15 protein-coding genes are annotated in these 16,139 nt (G+C 45.5%); all 15 read left to right on the top strand.

Annotated elements, in window-relative coordinates; all coding sequences use genetic code 11:
- The first annotated feature begins 137 nt into the window (after positions 1 to 137).
- The 15 genes from DW159_RS10540 (at position 138) to DW159_RS10470 (ending at position 16,115) form a co-directional block, all read left to right on the top strand.
- Positions 138 to 1,544, top strand: a complete 1,407-nt coding sequence (locus DW159_RS10540; RefSeq protein ID WP_015533815.1) for an amidophosphoribosyltransferase — start codon at positions 138 to 140, stop codon at positions 1,542 to 1,544.
- A 94-nt stretch (positions 1,545 to 1,638) separates the two neighbouring features.
- The gene (locus tag DW159_RS10535) at positions 1,639 to 2,859 is read left to right on the top strand and encodes an ATP-binding protein (RefSeq protein ID WP_117550670.1); all 1,221 of its coding nucleotides are present in this window, start codon (positions 1,639 to 1,641) and stop codon (positions 2,857 to 2,859) included.
- Positions 2,860 to 3,019: 160 nt separating this feature from the next.
- Entirely contained in the window at positions 3,020 to 3,688 is a 669-nt protein-coding gene (locus DW159_RS10530; RefSeq protein WP_117550668.1) for a response regulator transcription factor, read from the top strand.
- Positions 3,682 to 5,079 carry a sensor histidine kinase gene (locus tag DW159_RS10525; protein WP_117550666.1) on the top strand — a complete coding sequence of 466 codons (1,398 nt, stop codon included), beginning with the start codon at positions 3,682 to 3,684 and terminating at the stop codon, positions 5,077 to 5,079. The genes DW159_RS10530 and DW159_RS10525 overlap by 7 nt, the downstream gene beginning before the upstream one ends.
- Before the next feature lie 101 nt (positions 5,080 to 5,180).
- Positions 5,181 to 6,602, top strand: a complete 1,422-nt coding sequence (locus DW159_RS10520) for an SLC13 family permease (RefSeq protein WP_117550664.1) — start codon at positions 5,181 to 5,183, stop codon at positions 6,600 to 6,602.
- Between the two features lie 31 nt (positions 6,603 to 6,633).
- Entirely contained in the window at positions 6,634 to 8,223 is a 1,590-nt protein-coding gene (locus DW159_RS10515) for an MBOAT family O-acyltransferase (RefSeq protein WP_117550662.1), read from the top strand.
- Positions 8,224 to 8,240: 17 nt separating this feature from the next.
- Positions 8,241 to 9,305, top strand: coding sequence for a hypothetical protein (locus DW159_RS10510; RefSeq protein ID WP_117551043.1), 1,065 nt, complete (start codon positions 8,241 to 8,243; stop codon positions 9,303 to 9,305).
- Positions 9,305 to 10,780: a class I adenylate-forming enzyme family protein gene (locus DW159_RS10505; protein ID WP_117550660.1), complete on the top strand. Its 1,476-nt coding sequence runs from the start codon at positions 9,305 to 9,307 to the stop codon at positions 10,778 to 10,780. The genes DW159_RS10510 and DW159_RS10505 overlap by 1 nt, the downstream gene beginning before the upstream one ends.
- Before the next feature lie 39 nt (positions 10,781 to 10,819).
- Positions 10,820 to 11,041: a phosphopantetheine attachment site gene (locus DW159_RS10500; RefSeq protein ID WP_015533823.1), complete on the top strand. Its 222-nt coding sequence runs from the start codon at positions 10,820 to 10,822 to the stop codon at positions 11,039 to 11,041.
- 201 nt (positions 11,042 to 11,242) lie between these two features.
- Entirely contained in the window at positions 11,243 to 11,461 is a 219-nt protein-coding gene (locus DW159_RS10495; RefSeq protein WP_055146474.1) for a cation transporter, read from the top strand.
- A 108-nt stretch (positions 11,462 to 11,569) separates the two neighbouring features.
- Positions 11,570 to 13,483: a heavy metal translocating P-type ATPase gene (locus DW159_RS10490; protein ID WP_117550658.1), complete on the top strand. Its 1,914-nt coding sequence runs from the start codon at positions 11,570 to 11,572 to the stop codon at positions 13,481 to 13,483.
- Positions 13,484 to 13,494: 11 nt separating this feature from the next.
- Positions 13,495 to 13,860, top strand: a complete 366-nt coding sequence (locus DW159_RS10485) for an ArsR/SmtB family transcription factor (RefSeq protein ID WP_022216672.1) — start codon at positions 13,495 to 13,497, stop codon at positions 13,858 to 13,860.
- Between the two features lie 185 nt (positions 13,861 to 14,045).
- Positions 14,046 to 14,417, top strand: a complete 372-nt coding sequence (locus DW159_RS10480; RefSeq protein WP_117550657.1) for a GntR family transcriptional regulator — start codon at positions 14,046 to 14,048, stop codon at positions 14,415 to 14,417.
- Positions 14,418 to 14,502: 85 nt separating this feature from the next.
- Positions 14,503 to 15,420: an ATP-binding cassette domain-containing protein gene (locus tag DW159_RS10475; protein WP_242992681.1), complete on the top strand. Its 918-nt coding sequence runs from the start codon at positions 14,503 to 14,505 to the stop codon at positions 15,418 to 15,420.
- Positions 15,421 to 15,461: 41 nt separating this feature from the next.
- A complete protein-coding gene (locus DW159_RS10470) occupies positions 15,462 to 16,115 on the top strand; it encodes a hypothetical protein (protein WP_117550653.1) in 654 nt (217 codons plus the stop codon).
- Positions 16,116 to 16,139: the final 24 nt, after the last annotated feature.

Below are 16,139 nucleotides of genomic sequence, written 5' to 3'. Positions count from 1 at the left end.
ATAATATTATGAAAGCTAAAATTACAAAATAGATGTGTAACAATGTCATGAAATAATATTGTAATCACCGCTAGTCCTATGCTAATATAGATATGTTTGCGAAAATGACAAATTTTTATCACTTCAGGAGGAAAACAATGGGTGGATTTTTTGGAGTAGCGGCAAAAGATGACTGTGTGTTTGATCTGTTCTTTGGAATAGACTATCATTCACATCTTGGAACAAGGCGCGGAGGCATGACAGTGTATGGAGATAAGGGATTTGACAGATCCATACACAATATCGAGAATGCTCCATTTAGAACAAAGTTCGACAAAGATATGCAGAACATGAAGGGCTATTTTGGAATAGGATGTATATCCGATTATGAGCCACAGCCACTCATAGTGCGTTCACATCACGGAACATATGCTCTGACAACTGTCAGCAAGATCAACAATGTTGACGAGATATCCAAGGAGATATTTGATCAGGGACATTCACATTTCCTTGAGATGAGCGGAGGGGATATCAACAGCACAGAGCTGGTGGCAGCCCTTATCAACCAGAAGGATAATCTGATAGACGGAATAAGATATGCGCTGGAGAAGATAGATGGTTCTCTGTCACTCCTGCTCATGAACCAGAATGGAATATATGCAGCTAGGGATATGCACGGAAGAACTCCTGTGGTTATAGGCAAGAAGGATGGTGCATTCTGTGCGTCATTTGAGAACTTTGCCTACAAGAACCTTGGATACCATGACTATAAAGAACTCGGTCCCGGTGAGGTTGTCGTACTCACGCCGTCCAACTGCGTGACGCTTGTGCAGCCGGGCAAGGACATGAAGATATGTACCTTCCTGTGGGTATACTATGGTTACCCTGCAAGTTCATACGAGGGTATGAGTGTAGAGCAGATGAGATACAACTGCGGAGCCAGCATGGCAAAGAGAGATAACGTTAAGCCTGATATCGTAGCCGGAGTTCCGGATTCAGGAACAGCGCATGCAGTCGGCTATGCCAATGAGTCAGGAATACCTTTCTCAAGACCATTCATCAAGTACACACCGACATGGCCACGTTCATTTATGCCGACCATACAGAGCCAGCGTAATCTCATAGCCAAGATGAAGCTTCTGGCAGTTGAGGATCTTATAAAGGATAAGAGCCTTCTGCTAATAGACGATTCCATCGTGCGTGGAACACAGCTCAGAGAGACAACCGAGTATCTGTTTGACAGCGGTGCCAAGGAAGTGCACATCAGACCTGCATGTCCACCACTTGTATACGGATGCAAATACCTTAACTTCTCAAGATCATCATCAGAGATGGATCTGATAACAAGAAGAGTTATCGAGAGACTTGAGAATGGAAATGTGACAGATGAGGTACTTCAGGAGTACACAGATCCTGATTCAGAGAAGTATGAGAAGATGGTTGATGAGATCTGCAAGGAGCTGCATTTCACATCACTCAGATTCAACAGACTTGATGATATGCTTGAGGCATGCGGAGTTGAGAAGTGCAAGCTTTGTACATACTGCTGGGATGGCAAAGAGTAGAGCAGGAAAACAGCCTCATAACCTGGCATATATGGTTAGGACAGAACATTTTATGACAAATATTAAACGGTGGTAGAGATAAGGCATAGATAATATGGGTAATAGTGCAGAGAATATATCAGAGATCACAATAGAAGAGATACAGGAACTGGATAGGGATTCATATCTGATGGTTGACATCAGGGATGAAGTTGAGATATCCCACGGAGCCATCCCGGGTGCGATGGCAGTTCCTGCGGACAGTCTGATGCCGGAGCATCTGGCAGAAACCGCAGGTGAACTGTTTCCTGCAGAGGAATATATGCCCAGGGACAACTCAAAGGGAAAGAAACTCATAATCTGCTGCACCCACGGAACCAACAGCATTCCGCTGGCGGAGAGACTTACAGAGCTGGGATACGATGCGGTGAGCCTTAAAGGCGGATATATATCATGGCTGCTCTACACCATGGGCAAGCAGGAACAGACTGATATATGTGCCGACGTTGAGAAGAGCCTCCGCAAGAAGTTCCACAAGAAGATATGGTGCAACTTCACAAAGGCCATCAACAGATATGAGCTGGTGAAGGAGGGCGACAGGATAGCCGTATGTATATCGGGCGGCAAGGATTCCTTCCTCATGGCAAAGTGTTTTCAGGAGCTGAAAAGGCACAACAAGTTCCCATTTGAACTCAAGTTTATAGTCATGGATCCGGGGTACAGTCCGGCAAACCGCAAGGTCATAGAGGATAATGCCAGGATGCTGAACATCCCTATCCAGATATTTGAGTCTGATATATTTGATTCAGTGTATAACGTAGAGAAGTCGCCGTGTTATCTCTGTGCAAGAATGAGACGAGGCCATCTGTACAGCTATGCGAAGGAGCTTGGCTGTAACAAGATAGCTCTTGGACACCACTACGATGATGTCATAGAGACCATACTCATGGGTATGCTCTACGGAGCGCAGATGCAGACCATGATGCCGAAGCTTCACAGCACCAATTTTGAGGGAATGGAACTCATCAGACCTCTCTATATGGTGAGAGAGGACGACATCAAGGCGTGGAGAGATTACAACGAGCTTCATTTCATACAGTGCGCATGTAAGTTCACTGACACATGCACAACATGTAACAATGAGGAGACGAAGTCCAAGCGTCAGGAGATCAAGCAGCTTATAGCGACACTCAAGAAGACGAATCCGTTTGTGGAGGGCAATATATTCAAGAGTGTGGAGAATGTCAATATCGATACCCTTATAGAGTATAAGCAGGGAGGCGTGAGACATAGCTTCATTGATACTTACGATGAGAAGAGCGGTAAGACAGAATAGATAAAAACAGCATTTGAGAGCCGTTATTTACATTTGGCAGATGTAAGTGACGGCTTTTAATGTTATTTTCATAAAAGCATGGCAATATATATCTGTTCAGCGATCGTGCAGCGATATACTGTAGTGGCCAACAGGTGAAAATGACAGGGAGGATGGAAGTATGCGTATACTTGTAGTTGAGGATGAGAAGGATCTGAACAGCATAATATGCAGTAAGCTGGTCAAAGAGGGCTATAATGTGGATGCCTGTTATGACGGACAGGCGGCACTTGATTATATGGAAGCGGAGAATTACGATGGGGCGATCATGGATATAATGATCCCGAACAAGGACGGAATAACAGTTCTGCGTGAGATGAGAAATGCGGGGATACAGGTTCCCGTGCTTTTCCTCACGGCCAAGACGGAGACACAGGATATAGTCAGGGGGCTGGATGCCGGAGCCAGCGATTATATGACAAAGCCATTTGAGTTCTCGGAGCTTATGGCAAGACTCAGGGTCATGCTGAGAACCCAGAATCCGGTAAATGAGAATGTGATAACCTGTGGTTCACTGGTGGTCGACATGAACAACAGACAGGCGATCAGGGATGGAAAGGTAATTGATCTCACGGTCAGGGAGTATGCTATCCTTGAGTACCTTGCCAGAAACAGAAATGTGGTAGTAACTAGGGAACAGATACGGGTGAACATCTGGAACATAGATGACGATGTCAATTCAAATGTGATAGATGTGTATATCCGTTATCTGAGAAGGAAGATAGACGATAATTATGAGGAGAAGCTGATCCACACTATAAGAGGTGTCGGCTATAAACTGGAATGTTAAAGAGAAAAATATCATTTGTAACATACACTATTATAATTACAGCGCTTATTCTGGTGGTGGGTATATCTTGTCTGCTGGTCATCCAGAACAATCTTATGAAGGATGATATGAACCTGATGGCTTATAAGAAGCTGACACAGGAGGTAATGCAGATTAGACGATACACAGTGTATGATTCACAGAAGAAGCCACATATAGATGATGGATTTTACGACCGTGAGGACGATCCGGACAGTAATGAGCAGATATATGTGTTCCTTCAGGGAAATGACGGCGAGATCCTTGACGGCGAGGTGCCTGAGGGATATGCGGATAATCCGGATATAAGCATAAGAGATCTTATGCTTATAGATGCAGGGAAGGTCAAGTATTTTGCGGTCGTCAGGCAGGGAAGAACAGGCAAAGAGTCGCTGAAGAAGACTTCTAAATACAAGATCTGTGTCATGGTATCCGTCAGGGATATAGAGAGCAATTACAGTGAACTGTTATATAAATCATACTGTGTTATTGGAATCGTGCTGATAGCATTTGTGATATATGCATTTGCTTTGAGAAAACTGATAGCAGTTCCAATGGGAAGCCTGAACCGTTCGATAGATAAGAGCGTGGACAATCTTGATTTTACAGAGAATCTGGAGTATGACGGTCCGTTCAAAGAGCTTGATATGCTGACCGATGCGAATAACAACCTGTACAGAAAAGTCCATCATGAGCTTGAGAGACAGACCGAGTTCAATGCAAATGTATCCCATGAGCTGAGAACACCTGTAGCAGTCATGCATGCCCAGTGTCAGCTTTCCAGGGAGATCGCGGAGAAGAATGGCGATGAGGAGATGCTTGAGAGCATAGAGGTATTCGAGAGACAGACCTCGCGTATGAAGGGGCTCATAGAACAGCTTCTTCAGATGTCGGTCATGGACAATGAAAACGCAGTCATAGCGGTTGAGGATGTAGATCTGCTGGATGTGGTGGAGTCTGTGTGCGATGATGTGGAGTATATCTGTAAGAAGAATCTTAAGTTTACCTACGACCTGAAGCCGACGATGGTCAAAGCGAATATGAACCATATAGTTATCGTCGTGAACAATCTGATGTCAAATGCGGTGAAGTACAGCAATGATGGAGGTAGTATCCATGTGTCCTGCGGTGTGAAAAATGACAGCTATTTTATCTCGGTCAGGGATGAGGGCCGGGGAATGGATAAGAGCACAAAGGAAAAGATATTTGAGAGCTTTTACAGAGGTGAGCCGGACAGAAGTGCGGAGGGTTTTGGCCTGGGTCTGTCACAGGTAATGCAGATCGCCAGATATTACGGCGGAACCGTGGATGTTGACAGTGAGCCCGGAAAAGGAAGTCTGTTTACATTTAAAATCCCGGTAAATGCAGAATAATGTCTGTGGATTTTAATATATATTAATTTTTTTAATGAAAGATTAATCTTAAATGTGTAAAATTTAAAATTAGTGTTTTATTGAAAATAGGAGATATATTTATGAAAGAACGAAAGAGAATAGTACATTTACTGATCGGTCCATTGTTATTCGGGCTGTTTACGGCGCTTTTGCCACACGGAGTATTCACGACATTTGAGTCAAGAGCAGCGATAGGAACCATCATGTGGATGGCGTACTGGTGGGTAACAGGCCCGGTGGACTATGCGGTAACTGCATTCCTCCCGATAGCCTTAAATGCGATATTTCAGATGACTGACATGTCGGCGGTCATTTCCAACTACGCAGACGAGACGATACTGCTTCTTCTGGGAGCTTCCATCATAAGCGTGATGTGGGAGAATACTGGGCTTGACAAGAGGATAGCCATTACATTCCTGAGACTTATCGGCAGCAGTTTGAGGATACAGCTTGTGTTCTGGTTTGTGTTGTCAGCAGTTCTGTCAGCGGTGCTTCCAAATGCAGTGGTATGTGCGACGATCACACCTATAGCGATCGCCATGCTCAAGTACATAGGAATGGACGACATCAAGACAAACAAGACTGCATCAAAGATACTTCTCACGATAGCATATGCAACCGGACTCGGTGGTCTGGCATCGCCGCTCGGAGGTGCGATGAATCTTGTGACGGTCGAATATATACAGCAGATAACAGGCGAGGAGTACATGTACTCTTCATGGGTCGTAAGATTCCTGCCTATCATGCTCATACTTGTGCTTGTAAATATCCTGTTCATGATCCGTGATGTGAAGAAGACAGAGATGCTTGGCGGTTCAAGGGAATACTTTGTAGCAAAATACAAGGAGCTTCCTCCTATGAGCTACGAGGAGAAGGCCGCGCTTGTGTTATTTGTTCTTGCCACGGTGCTTGCATTTACCAGACAGCTCTACCAGAGCATACTTCCGGGACTCAAGCCGGCATATGTATTTATCATATGCGCCATAGTATCATTCATTCTCACCAACAAGAACGGAGAGCGTATCATGGTGTGGAAGAATGTTCAGGGTAAGATCATCTGGGGACTTATGTATATATTTGCCGGTGGACTTGCTGCCGGAACACTCATCAACAAATCCGGTGCTGCAGAGGCGCTGGGCGAGTGTATATCAAAGCTTGATATGAAGGGCGGATTTATCACAGTGTTCGTGATACTTGCCGTTACACTTCTCATGTCAGATGTGACATCTAACACAGCCACGGCTGCGGTAGCCATGCCGCTGGTAATATCCATCACACAGGGCTGCGGACTCAATCCGATACCATACATATATGTGGCATCTGTGGGAGTAAACCTCTCGTACATGCTTCCGACATCCATCAGGGCGATCCCGGTTGGATACGGCCTGTCACCAAAGTATATGTTCAAAGAGGGCTGGAAGATAACGTTGCTGATTCTGGCGGTCATGTCAGTGGTATGTGCGCTGCTGCTAAAATACTGGCCGGCGTTTAGCAGTGTATAAATAATTTTTACTTGTAGAAGAGGGAGAGGGCATGTCAGTAGTAACTTATACATTTATAGTTTTTTTATTGTGTACAATATTGCTATACTACATAGTTCCAAAGAAGATACAGTGGGTGATACTGCTCCTTGCGAGTCTTGTGTTCTACGGATATGCCGGGATAGAGTACCTGTTTCTGGTCATTGCCACGGCTGTTGTCGTGTATCTGTTCTCACTGAGGCTGCAGAAGAGTCTGGACGAGCAGGAGGAGCTGGCAAAGGATGCGGACAGAAGAACCGCACGAAAGATCAAGGCTGCTGAGAAGGCGAAGAGAAAGAAGTTTCTTGTGTGGGCACTTGTCATAGTTATCGGTGTTCTGGCGGTGTTCAAGGCATTTGGCTTTGTGCTCGACAATATAAAGAGATTCATACCATACGATGGATTGCAGAGCATTCCTGACTGGAATCTCATAGCACCTTTGGGAATATCATTTTACTCATTCATGATGATCTCATATCTCGTGGATCTGTATAACGGACGAATATCAGCGCAGAAGAATTTCTTCAGATACCTGTCATATGTGCTTTATTTTCCACATGTTACCCAGGGACCTATAGCCAGATATGAGGAAGTAGGATATCAGCTCTGGGAGGAGCACCGCTTCAATATGGACACTATCATGAGAGGTGTCTGGCTCATGCTTTGGGGATTTGTGAAGAAGATCGTTATAGCTGACAGGATAGGAGCTTTTACAACAGAGATATTTGGGCATACATTTGATTATCATGGCGGAATATTCCTGGCAGTGGGAATCGCATATTCCATCCAGATATACTGCGATTTCTCAGGATGTATGGACATAGTAAGGGGCACTTCAGAGTGCTTCGGCATCGTTCTGGGAGAGAACTTCAGAAGACCATACTTTTCACAGACACTTCCTGAGTTCTGGAGAAGATGGCATTTGTCACTGGGTGCATTCTTCAGAGAATATGTATTCTACCCGGTGTCAACATCAAAGCTGTTCCTCAAGCTCAATGTCAAGATAAGAGATCACCTAGGAAATGTGATAGGAAAGGTATTTGCAGCGAGCATACCTATCTTGTGTGTGTGGGTGCTGACCGGTCTCTGGCACGGCGCAAAGTGGAATTATATAGCATGGGGCTTGTATCACGGAGTGCTGATATGCATGTCGACACTTTTTGAGGAACCGCTGGCAAAGCTTACAAAGGCGCTCAGGATAAAGACTGACTGCATAAGCTGGGAGATATTCAGAATGCTCAGGACATTCATCCTCTGTGTCATCGGACGTCTTATATTTATGGGACAGGGAATCCGAAGTTCGATCTGGATGATCCGTTCCATGGTGTTTGATCACTCAAAGGTGTATAATATTGTGGATGAATTTTCGCTTTCAGGAAGAGAGTGGAGAGTTTTGATATTTGGATGCCTTCTCCTTCTTGCTGTGTCCATCGCGCAGGAGATCATGGAGAGAAGAGGCAGCACAGGCGATGTCAGAGAATGGCTTGCAAAGCAGAACATAGTATTCAAATGGCTGGTCATGGCAGCAGGTCTGGCATTCATTGCCATTTGCGGAGTATACGGCTCCGGTGCGGGAGCATCATTTATATATGAACAGTTCTAATGAGAAGGGAGAAAGATATGCCAGCGTGGATAAAATATACAATATCAGTATTTTCGATATGTACAGTGCTTTTCCTTGGCTTGAACAAGGCGGGAGAACTGGCAAGGCCACAGGATTTTGACTCAGATGTGTGGACAAACTACTATGCGGAGGAGGATAACACCATCAATACGGTGCTCATCGGCTCCAGCTCGATGTACAGATACTGGATACCGACTCAGGCGTATGAGGAGCAGGGGTACACATCGATGCTCATAGGTACTGCGGCTCAGGATATAAGACTTGCGCCGTATCTCATGGAGGAGGCTGCCAAGACCCAGGATCTGGATCTGTTTGTGGTTGAGGTCAGAAGTATTATCATACGAGGCGATGTCACAAAGATAAAGGATGAGCATTACAATTATCGTATGGAAGTCATGACATCGGGCATGAGACCATCATCGACGAAGTTTGAGATGATACAGAAGTATTACAGAGCGGACGAGAAGTCCAAGTTCGAGCTCATGTTCCCTATTCTGAAGTATCACGATAATCTGCTGACATTTGACAGACAGGTGCTTATAGACAGACTCAATCAGGGAACGGACGAGTTCAAGACAGGCAGGCAGAGGGCGAAGATCACGAAGATCAAGGAGCCTGTGTTTGAGTCTGACGGACAGCTTCATCTGTCGGATGAGACACTCGGATATATAGATGACATAGAGGCAAAGGCAGAGGAGCTCGGAGTTAAGGTTCTGCTGGTTGCGACACCTTACTATCCATCAAAGGGCCAGGCGTCCAAGCAGCTTCAGCTTGACGAGTACATAGCCTCAAAGGGATATGATTATCTGAACATGAACAATGTTCTTGATGAACTGAATCTGGATTATTCCACAGATTTCTACAACAGCAAGCATGTAAATATTGCGGGTGCCAAGAAGGTTACCACATATCTTGCACAATATATAGAGGACAATTACGGCCTGCAGAGTAAGCTTACAGATGAGCAGAAGCAGAGCTGGACTGATGCCTGTGATGCCTGGGCAGATGAGGAAAGCAGTCTCATGGCAGAATGGGAGAAGTACAAGAAGGAGAACGAATAATGTATAAGCAGACGGTATTACATTATATTCAGGAGTATGCCCAGACGCAGCCGGACACTCTGGCGGTGTGTGAGCTAAGAAAGACAGTCACATACGCAGAGTATTGGAGCAATATAAGAAAGACTGCACACGTTTTGCAGGATATGGGCATATGCAAGGGCGATCATGTAATGATCAGATGCACACAGAACATAGATTATCTGACAGTGTTCACTGCACTGCAGTACATGCAGGTGCTTGTCGTGCCGATAGAGAAATCCACATCCGCAGAGAGGGCAGTTGAGATAGGCCAGAGAGTTGATGCGGCATGTCTCATATCAGACAAGCCTGTGGATGGAATAAAGTGTATAAGCCAGAAGGAAATAATAACCAGGATGAAGGATGAGAGCGAGGCAGAGCTTGAGCTTCCGGGTGAGGAGGACAGATCGATGCTGCTCTTCACAACGGGAACTACTGGATCTTCAAAGGGCGTTGTCATGCACCACAGAGGTGATGTGGGAATAGCCGGCAATGTCATCGAGGGAACAGCCATGAAGAAGGGCAATGTGGAGATAATACCAATGCCTCTCAACCATTCATTTGGAATAAGAAGATACCAGTCAGACATGGTAAATGGCGGCACAGTATGTCTGATGGACGGAATGGTATTTATCGGAACGCTGTGGAAGCTCATAGAGAAATACGGAGTGACATCCATGGCGATATCACCGGCATCACTCGGAATGATATTCCATTTGTCGGATGACAGGATCGCGGATTATGCAGATCAGCTTGATTATATACAGATAGGCTCAGCACCTCTTGCCGAGTCAGACAAGGAGAAGCTGCTCAGATTGCTTCCACATACAAGACTGTATAATTTCTATGGTTCATCTGAAGCCGGATGCGCATGCATACTGGAGTTCAGTGGCAATGGCAACAAGACAGGATGTATAGGAAGACCTACCGTGAACTCGGTCGTAAGATTCTCTGACGACGAGGGTAACGTGGTTACAAATGGCAGCCCGGAGTCACCGGCACTTCTGTCCTGGGGCGGTTCTATAGTCATGGAAGGCTATTACAATGACCCCGAACTCACTGCTGAGACCATTGTGGATGGATATGTTAGGACAAAGGATCTGGCATATCTGGATGAGGATGGCGACTGCATACTTGTAGGCAGGGCCGATGATGTGATAAACTATGGTGGAAGCAAGATATCTCCTGCAGAGATAGAAGACCTTGCACTTGGATATGAGCATATAGATGATGTGGCTTACACTTCAATCAAAGACCCGATCACCGGAGAGCTTCCGGTCATACTGGTCGTGCAGAAGGATGGCTATGAGGAAGCTGATTTTGAAAGCTTTCTTGCTGACAGACTTGAGAGCTACAAGCTTCCAAGAAAGTATATCTATGTTGAAAGTATACCAAAGACGTTCAAGGGTTCAGTTCTGCGAAAGGAAGTAAGAAAGCTTGCAGAGCAGAACGTATAGATGGTTTGCAGAGAAGATCATACAAAGGAGAATTGAACAATGAAAGAATTTATTGAGATGCTCAAGAAGATCAAGCCAAATGTTGATTTTGAAAATGAGGAGGCACTCGTTGACGACGGAATCCTGGAGTCACTCGATATCATCTCTATCATTTCAGAGATAGCAGATAAGTACGGAGTTGTCATCCCAAGTGATGAGATCATACCTGATAACTTCAACTCAGCGATCGCTCTCTATGAGCTTGTGGAGGATCTGAAGTAGGATCTGAAACATGATCTGAAAGTGGAATCAGATATATCTGGAACAAAAACCTGTGTATATGTTATATACACAGGTTTTTTAAAATGCACAGATGTTCATATAAACAAATTTAAAAAAGAATTGCAATTTGCTGTTGACATATAATTAAATATATGTTTAAATGTTCATAGATTCAATGAGAACAATGAAAAGGAGATAACTATTATGAAGAAGTATAAGATTGAAGTTGATTGTGCAAACTGTGCAGCAAAGATGGAGGAGGCTACAAAGAAGGTAGCAGGCGTTAAGGATGCAACTGTAGCATTCATGGCACAGAAGATGAGCGTTGAGTTCGACGACGGAGCTGACGAGGCTGAGGTTATGAAGAACGTACTTAAGGCTTGTAAGAAGGTTGAGCCTGACTGCGAGATCTTTATGTAACCAAAGGCGGTTATGCATGTGCATGCTGACTGCCGGATTATGGTATAGCAGGTTGTTTAGTCACGGCTAACTGTGAAAGATCTGTGCTCTATCAGATAGGAGGATGTTATGACAAAGAAACAGAAAAAAGTGCTCAGAAGAATTATAATATCGGCGGTTCTTCTGGTTGCCATGGCTGTCACATTTACGGTGCTTGACAAGACCGGGATGGTGGATCTTGAGAATCCGTCAGTTATGTGGCGATGTATAGAGATCGTGGCGTACCTGATTCCATATCTCATCATCGGTTACGATATACTTAAGAAGGCGTTTCTCGGAATCATACACGGAGAAGTATTTGACGAGAATTTCCTCATGGCGATTGCCACTGTAGGTGCCATGGTGCTCGGTGAGTACAAGGAGGCATCAGCGGTTATGCTGTTCTACCAGATAGGCGAGCTGTTCCAGAGCTACGCCGTAGGCAAGAGCAGGAAGAATATTACCGCACTTATGGATATCCGTCCTGACTATGCGAACATAGAGAAGGATGGCAAGCTTGAGCAGGTAGATCCTGATGACGTTCAGATCGGAACAGTCATAGTTGTACAGCCTGGAGAGAAAGTACCTATCGATGGAAAGGTTGTTGAGGGAGTTTCATCACTCAACACCAGTGCCCTCACAGGTGAGAGCGTACCTAGAGAGGTTCATGTCGGCGATGAGATTATCAGTGGATGTGTCAACCTCACAGGACTTATCAAGATCGAGACATCCAAGGAATTTGGAGAGTCAACTGTATCAAAGATCCTTGATCTCGTTGAGAACTCAAGCATGAAGAAGTCCAGATCAGAGAACTTCATCACAAGATTTGCAAAGTATTATACACCGGCTGTATGTATAGCAGCACTTGCACTTGCAGTGCTTCCGCCATTGGTAAACATTATCATGGGTAATCCTGCAGCATGGTCCAAGTGGATCATCAGAGCACTGACAACACTTGTTATAAGCTGTCCATGTGCACTGGTAATATCCATTCCACTGAGCTTCTTTGGAGGAATCGGCGGAGCTTCGGCAAAGGGTATTCTGGTCAAGGGTTCCAACTATCTTGAGGCTCTCTCATACACAAAGTATGTCGTGTGCGATAAGACAGGAACACTCACAAAGGGTGTGTTCCAGGTTACAGAGATACATCCTGAGGGGGGAATGAGCGAAGCTGATCTTCTTGAAAAGGCAGCGCTGGTCGAGAACTATTCCAACCATCCTATCAGCAAGAGCCTGAAGGAGGCATATGGCAAGGAAATCGACAACAACAGGGTCACAGACGCAAAGGAGATCAGCGGACACGGTGTGTCAGCGGTTGTTGATGGTCATGAGGTTGCCGCAGGAAATGTCAAGCTCATGAAGCAGATGAACATACAGGCAGCGGTTCCTACATCGGTTGGAACAGAGATACATGTTGCCGTGGATGGAAAGTATGCAGGATATATTCTCATATCAGATGTTGTCAAGCCAAATGCAAAGGAGGCTATAAGTGGTCTCAAGGCAGCAGGCGTGGAGAAGGTAGTCATGCTCACAGGTGATGCGAAGAAGGTTGCAGATGCAGTCGGAAGCGAGCTTGGCGTGGATGAGGTGAGAAGTGAACTTCTCCCTGGAGACAAGGTGGATGAGGTCGAGAAGCTCATCGCAGCCAAGGGAGAGAAGGAGAAGCTTGCATTTGTCGGAGATGGAATCAATGACGCCCCTGTACTTTCGAGAGCAGATATAGGAATCGCCATGGGAGCCCTTGGTTCCGATGCAGCTATCGAAGCTGCGGATATCGTCCTCATGGATGATGATCCTGCAAAGATAGCGACAGCCATGAAGATATCCAAGAAGACACTCCGGATCGTACACCAGAACATAGTATTTGCACTTGTGATCAAGTTTGCATGCCTTGCACTGGGCGCAGTTGGATTTGTCAATATGTGGTGGGCAATATTCGCAGATGTAGGAGTTATGATCCTTGCGGTATTAAATGCGACAAGAGCACTGAGCTTCAAAGAATAGGAGGAGACCGCATGGGAGAGATACATTTGCCGCATTGTCACTGCGACAATGAGAACAAGATCATAAAATGCATGCCGTCTGTGGAAGATTGCAGCAGCATGGCAGATATATTCAAACAGCTCAGCGATGGCACAAGGCTCAGGATACTCTGGATGCTGTGCCACCTCGAGGAATGTGTCAGCAACATAGCGGCGGCCATGGAGATGAGTGATCCGGCCGTATCGCACCACCTGAAGCAGCTCAAGGGCAGCGGCCTGATCGTGAGCCGCAGAGAGGGCAAGGAGGTATATTACAAGCTGGCAGACACGGAGACAGCCAGACTTGTACACAAGGTGTGTGAGGAGATGTTCCAGATAACATGCCCGCTTGAACAATAGAATAATATGACAGATAAATCCCCGCCGGTACCGAACAGATCAGTGCCGGCGGGGATTTTTTGCGTGGACAAGGAGATGAAGATATTATTATTTTAGGGTTTAGAGTAAAAAGTTGTTGACACATATCTGTACATAGTGTATATATAACATATAAACAGTTGAGAACAGTTTAAGGAGGTGTACATATGAGACTTTCTCAGAACTCAGGAGTGCCTATATATCAGCAGATAGCAGACAGCTTCAAGTCGGACATTCTGGCGGGCAAATATGCCCAGGGCGAATATCTGCCGTCTATCAGGGGGCTGGCACGGGATCTGAAGATAAGTGTTATCACCACCATGAAAGCTTATGAGCTGCTGGAGCAGGAGGGGCTGGTCACCGCTGAACAGGGCAAGGGCTTTTATGTGAATGCACAGGACAGTGAGATGCTGATAGAGCAGCATCTTCGAAAGGTAGAGGCATCTTTGACGGAGGCCATAGCTGCGGCACGTATTGCGGGGTTGTCGGACGATGAGCTCAAGAACATGCTTGATGCTCTGCTGATGGTGGAGGACTGACGATTTGACAGGCAGAGAACAAAGTGGACAGAGAATAGGGAAAAAGAAAGACGTGAAGAGAGTTTAAGGTTTAATGGAGGATTGGATGATGAATTATGACTGCGCTGTAAAAGGGGAGAATATTTCCAAAAAGTTTAAGACATTTACACTGGATATACCTGATTTGAGGGTGCCAAAGGGATTTGCGACAGCACTCATCGGAGAAAATGGAGCGGGAAAGACGACACTTCTCAATATGCTTTCAGGAATAAGGCTTGATTACAAAGGTGAGCTGACTTTCTTTGACAAGTATTCATCGGAGGAGAAGGAGAGAAGGGCGGATGTAAAGAACAGGATAGGCTATACGGGAACAGGCAGATATTACCTTCCACAGTGGACTGTATCTGATGTGGAGGAGATAAGCAGTCTGCTCTTTGACAATTTTGACAGGGACGAGTTTGAAAGATATTGCCGTGAACTTGCGATATTTCCTGATTCTCCGAACGGTGTTGCGCTGAAGAAAAAGTGTTCAGCACTCTCTGATGGAACCAGAACTAAGCTGATGCTTGCCGGGGTTATGGCGAGGGATACTGACCTGCTGCTGCTCGATGAGCCGGCATCGCCTCTTGATCCTCTTATGCGAGATAAGCTGTGTCAGATGATCGGCGATTATATAAGCGACGGAGCGGGGGAGAAGAGTGTATTGTTCTCAACACACAATATATCCGATATGGAGAGCATCACTGATTATGCGATCATCATGGAACATGGAAATGTGGTCGAGTGCGGATTTGTGGAGGATCTGAAGGAGAAATACATACTGATAAAGGGAGATGCCCAGGATGCGGAGGTGGCATCAAACATCCTTTATACCATGACTAAGAATCCATATGGTTTTGAGGGAATCTGTCTTGCAGAGAATCTGGACAAGCTTGCCGGAATGAATGTGAGCAAGGAGATACCATCGCTGTTTCAGATAAGTGTTGCGGTCATGAAGAATAATACAAAAATGGTATTAAAGTAAAAACAGCTTAGAGTGTTTCACGTATTTATAGGAGCGTAATTATGATGATGATAAAGGATTACAGAGCCATCACGAATGGAAAATACCGGCTAGTGTGTAATGTGTTGATACCGATCATACTGGGGGTGATACTGGCATTGATCGATATAGGAGTGAGAAAATATTATGTAACAGCGGTCATGCTCGGTGTGGGAGCGGCGCTCATGACTGCGATCGAGGTTATGGCTGATTATTGGGGATTCGGTGCAATATGTGTGAAGGGCTGCCTTGGAATGGATTATCTGAAGACGTCAACAAAGGGGAAAGCCATGTTACGGAATGCGCTTACGGCGGATCTGCTTGCCCGACCGGCGAGGATCGCGATATGCATGGTGATAGTGGCCGTACCATATGAAATTATGGTGGGTAACCCGGTAAGACTGCTTTGCCTGTCGATACTGCTCACAGCAGATATTTCCGTGTGGGCGCTGAACATTACGAGATATGTCCAGAATGTTCAGGTCATGAGTCTGCTGTCCATGCTGTCATCAGGAGCATCGGGAGCTGCGGTTATATATATAACGATATCTTCGGAATTGCAGAAGTTTACATGGCTCATAGTTACAGCACTGGCGGTATTGCTGCCGGTTGGAATATATGTGACGCGCAGACATATGTACTGCAAGGTTGAGGCGTCTTATCTGGATATGGATTAACAGATTGTTGTTCAAGGCCGGAAA

The sequence above is a fragment of the Coprococcus sp. AM14-16 genome, from assembly GCF_003434675.1.
Taxonomy (GTDB): Bacteria; Bacillota; Clostridia; order Lachnospirales; family Lachnospiraceae; genus Coprococcus; species Coprococcus aceti.
Note: the sequence above shows the minus strand (reverse complement) of the source record. Positions and strands in the feature narration are given on the sequence as shown.